The 4,362-nt window shown below is 50.6% G+C and carries 3 protein-coding genes; all 3 read right to left on the reverse strand.

Annotated elements, in window-relative coordinates; all coding sequences use genetic code 11:
* The coding region (locus NZ772_14700) for a cell division protein FtsH (GenBank protein ID MCS6814801.1) at positions 1-596 on the reverse strand (596 nt) is incomplete at its 3' end.
* Between the two features lie 187 nt (positions 597-783).
* Positions 784-2,598, reverse strand: a complete 1,815-nt coding sequence (gene recN, locus NZ772_14705) for a DNA repair protein RecN (GenBank protein MCS6814802.1) — start codon at positions 2,596-2,598, stop codon at positions 784-786.
* 13 nt (positions 2,599-2,611) lie between these two features.
* Positions 2,612-4,015, reverse strand: coding sequence for a DUF3747 domain-containing protein (locus tag NZ772_14710; GenBank protein MCS6814803.1), 1,404 nt, complete (start codon positions 4,013-4,015; stop codon positions 2,612-2,614).
* Positions 4,016-4,362: the final 347 nt, after the last annotated feature.

Genomic DNA, 4,362 nt, shown 5'->3' on the forward strand with positions numbered 1-4,362 from the left:
AGGGTTTTGCCTGTACCGGGTTGCCCCACTAGCAACACACCTTTGGGAATGCGCGCACCGATGGCTGTAAATTTTTCTGGTTTTTTCAGGAAGGTGACGACCTCTTGCAGTTCTTCCTTTGCCTCTTCGATACCGGCAACATCATCAAACATTACGCCAGTCTTGGCTTCCATCTGAAATTTGGCGCGAGATTTGCCAAAATTCATCGCCTGTCCTGGGCCTGCCCCTGTGCGCCGCAGAATCATCATCAAGGCCAAGATCAGCAGAAAAATTAACAGGAGGTTAGCTAAAAAACCCGCTGCTATACTGCTATCCACCGATGGATTCACGGCAAAGCTCACATCGCTGTCCTTGAGTTGCCTAACCACATCGTCGTACCGATCAAACAAGATGACTTGATAGGGAGCATCGTTTGCAGACTGATTTTTGAGTCTCACCCTAGCAACCCCTTGGGTGGGGTCAATCTCCACGTCACTGATTTCTCTTGCCTTTGCCTTGGTCAGAAATTCACTGTAGCTGAGTGAACGCTGCTCACTGTTGGCATATACGGGAGCACCGATTAAGGACTGTATGGTCAAGAGGCTAATAGTCAGCATTCCCGCGATCGCGGCACGTTTAGAGCGGCGACGATGAACCACAGGCATCAATCTAGAATTAGTCATAGTGAACGTAGTAACAGTCTGTGAGGCAAAGTGCTTAGAACCCTAGTTTAACGTTGGAACCTCAGAATTAGGTTGAATTTAATGCAACATCCTGCTACGTTTCGTAGTTTGGGTTTCGAGGCTAGGTTTCACTGAGGGCAGCAATTAGCCGGTCGACACGATCGTTAATTGGGTTGGGTGCATCTTCAGAGTCGGTATCATCACTATCACCAGCTTGCCGCCGGGCAGCTTTTGCCAACAGTGAATCTGCATAGGCGTAGGCCGCTCGTCGATCAGCCGTAGACTGGGCACCCGCCAAGCTAACCAACTCCTCTCGACGCTGTTCGTCCGTGAGTGGGGTTACCTGCACAACAGTACGCACCTTGCCGCCGCTTCTATCTGGAGCGTCAATTACTCGCTTGTCAACTCGCAGGTGGTGTGCTGCCATGGCTGCTACGATCGGTTGATGGGTTACACACAACACTTGGTGACGGGTTCCCAATTGATAAAGCTTGTCTGCGATCGCCCAAGACACCCTACCAGACACCCCTACGTCAATTTCATCAAACACTAACGTATCCACCGGGCTGACATGGGAAAAACAGGCTTTCAACGCCAATAAAAATCGACTCATTTCCCCACCCGATGCAATCTCTGCCAACGGTTGCAGCCCTTCACCCGGATTAGGGCTAAACCAGAAGCTAACGTCGTCAGCTCCAGTCGCAGTCGGTTCTGTAGCCGTGAGCCGCACCTGAAACTGCACCCGATCCATCGCCAATGGTCGCAGTTCATCAAGTAGCTGAGCTTCTAGGGTTTGAGCTGCTTGCTGCCGTAGAGTGGTCAATTGTGCACAGGCGGCCATCAGGGTGGCTTGTGCTGTGTGGGTGGCCTGCTCCAGTTCTTCTAGGGACTGTCCACCCCCCATTAGATCGACTAGTTCCGCTTGAATTCGCTTCTGGTGAGCGATCGCATCCTGTAAGGTAGGGCCATACTTGCGACAAATCTGCTTCAACGCCGCAATTCGCTGGGTAACGACCTCTAATCGCTGGGGATCTGCCTCTACAGAATCACCATAGGAACTGATGCGTCGTCCTGCATCCTGCACCAACGCCAGAGCTTGCTGTACCATGTCGCTAATTGCTTCTAGGCTGGGGTCATAGACAATCATCTCTTCTAAGACCGCGACGGCCTCACCCATCAAGTCAGCACTGGCAGGACTATCAGTTTCAGTTTGATACAGCAATTGATAAACCTGATAGCTCTGGCGCTGGAGTTCAACGGCATGGTTTAGGCGCTGTTGCTCTCGTTCTAAAGCTTGCAACTCTTGAGGATCACTCAGTCCAACGGTCTTTAGTTCCTTGAGTTGCCGCTTGTAGGCCGTCAGTCGTTCCTGACGTTCCTGCTCCAGCAGTCGCCGTCGTTCCCATGCTTGGTAAGCTTGTTGAAATTTGTTAAAAGCATCTGCCACCCGTTGGCGCTGTGCCAACAAGTCAGCACCCCCAAAGTTATCTAGCCATTCTTGCTGCACAGATGAATGCCCAAGGAGCATGGTCTGTCCCTGGGCAGTAATGTCTACCAAGTAATCTCGAAGTTGGGCAACTTGCGACAGGTTAAGCACAACTCCATTGAGTCGAGAGCAACTGGCTAACTTGCCATCGGTGTAGGTTAGCTCTCGGCTACAAACTAGAGTGCCATCTGGAAGTGGCTGAATTGTTTGGCTGGCTAGCCAAGCCTGAAGCGGAGGTGTGAGATCGAAGGTGGCTTCAATTTTCGCCGTTTTAGCTCCCGATCGCATCATGCGGGGAGTAACGTCGCCGCCTAGTGCAGCCGCGATTGCATCCAGGATGATCGACTTCCCCGCCCCTGTTTCACCAGTTAAGACAGTTAACCCCTCGCTAAACTCAAGGTCTAGCCGATCAATTAAGGCAATATTTTCGATCCTTAAGAAGCGCAGCATGGGGGTTTAACATCTACTCAACCAGACGGATTGATGAAATTTGATCATTAAAGCTACGGTCAACAGTTACGAGGTTATTATAAACACCCGGCCCAAGGGTTAGACAACGCCCTTTGTAGTCTGCATCTGTGCACAACTGCCATGTACCTGATGTGATGACAACAGACGACACACGATCATTGAGACCGATAGGTACCAGAGTAGCAACATTCTCCACAAATGTTGCCTGCATTCCCTTCTGATCGGCATGTTCAAATAGAGTGATGCTACCTGTTTTCGGCGCAGCGCTGGGTGATGGTGTTGGCGATGGCGATGGGGATGGCATCGGTGATGGGGATGGCATCGGTGACGGTGATGGTGTTGGCACTGCCTGAGGTGAGGGTGGTGGATAAACAATCTTGCCGTCTTTAACAACGGTCAAGCTATTTACACCGTCTGCTTGAGCGGTAAACCTAAATTCCTGGCCAGCAACGGGAGTTACATTAGTATACAAAACACCCACGTTCACATTTGTAGCTCGAGCTGGCGCACTGTTTAGGATTTGTCTGCCTGCCTTTTTGTCAAAGACATTCATCAACAAACGGCCCTGTTCCCGGAAGACCCGAACTGCATAGTTAGCATCTTGGTAAGTGCGCAGGGTTCCCGATAAGGACGTTCCAGGTGAGGGAGATGGCGTAGGGCGAACCGTAGGAGTTGGTGACGGAGTAGGACGCACAGTCGGCGATGGTGATGGCGTAGGGCGGACTGTAGGAGTTGGTGAGGGTAAGGGGGTAGGAGTCGCCGTAGGCATGGGAGAAGGGATAGGTGAAGGCGGCGGCGAGGCTATGGGTGTGGGTGTAGGCGATGGTAGTGGAGCACCAGCGATCGTTGCTAGATCTGCATCATGGGTAAAGTAAAGGTGCGGCAACTCCCTGCCATTGAGCATCCGACGAGTTAATCGCCAACCAGGATTCAGGGTCACCTTCATATAGTCGCGGACAGTGCTAGCTGTGCGACCAATTTCCACTTCAGGTAGCCTGCGATCGGACGGAGTAGCCACCAATGCCACATAGCGATCTAAAGGCACAAGCCGCAATGTATATTTGAGGCCATAGTCTTGGTCAGCCGCACGCATAGAGTAGCCGTTGCTATCAGTACTCCGCCCACAAATGCCCGTAAAATCAAAGTTTAATAGCAGAGGCTGTACAGTTTGGGCAGCATCTTGATTTTCTACCCAACAGAGCCGTCGGTTGTTTATCTGCTGCACAATAATCAAGTTGTAGGCCGTTTGCCCACGGGGAACAGCCATGACGATATATTGCGATTGATCAATTTCCTTTTTGTCGAAGGTAACGGCTAACAATGGGGCGATAGCAACTGATGTACTGACAACAAGACCTGCAAGTACTGAAAATAGTTGTTTTGTGGTGGTCTGCATACCTTACTAACTCCGGTGATGTCTACGGTGTCTACTGGTCTCCGTATGGTTTGACGGATAAACTGGTCTCTGTATGGTTTGACGGATAAATTAACCCCTAGTTTCCAGGCTTGGTTATTGGGCGAGTATACAGTAGTTTTTATACTGCCCTCTCAAAAGCCAACGCAAATTAACGATTTGCCTGATTCTCTGTTCATAACCAGTTTGTACCTGTTAGTTCACAGTCAGGACTTAAGTCCTAATGACAATCCCGCTGTAGCGATAGTTTGGGGAAATGATACTAGAGAGTTGATACAGGTTGTTCTCCCTTATCTGTTACCTGTAGCCTGCCAACACAACCTACTATC

It is taken from the genome of Cyanobacteriota bacterium (assembly GCA_025054735.1).
Lineage (GTDB): Bacteria > Cyanobacteriota > Cyanobacteriia > SKYG9 > SKYG9 > SKYG9.

Coding starts and splice junctions, on each gene's coding strand:
- recN (MCS6814802.1), bottom strand. CDS start 2,598: ATGCTGCGCTTCTTAAGGATCGAAAATATTGCCTTAATTGATCGGCTA.
- NZ772_14710 (MCS6814803.1), bottom strand. CDS start 4,015: ATGCAGACCACCACAAAACAACTATTTTCAGTACTTGCAGGTCTTGTT.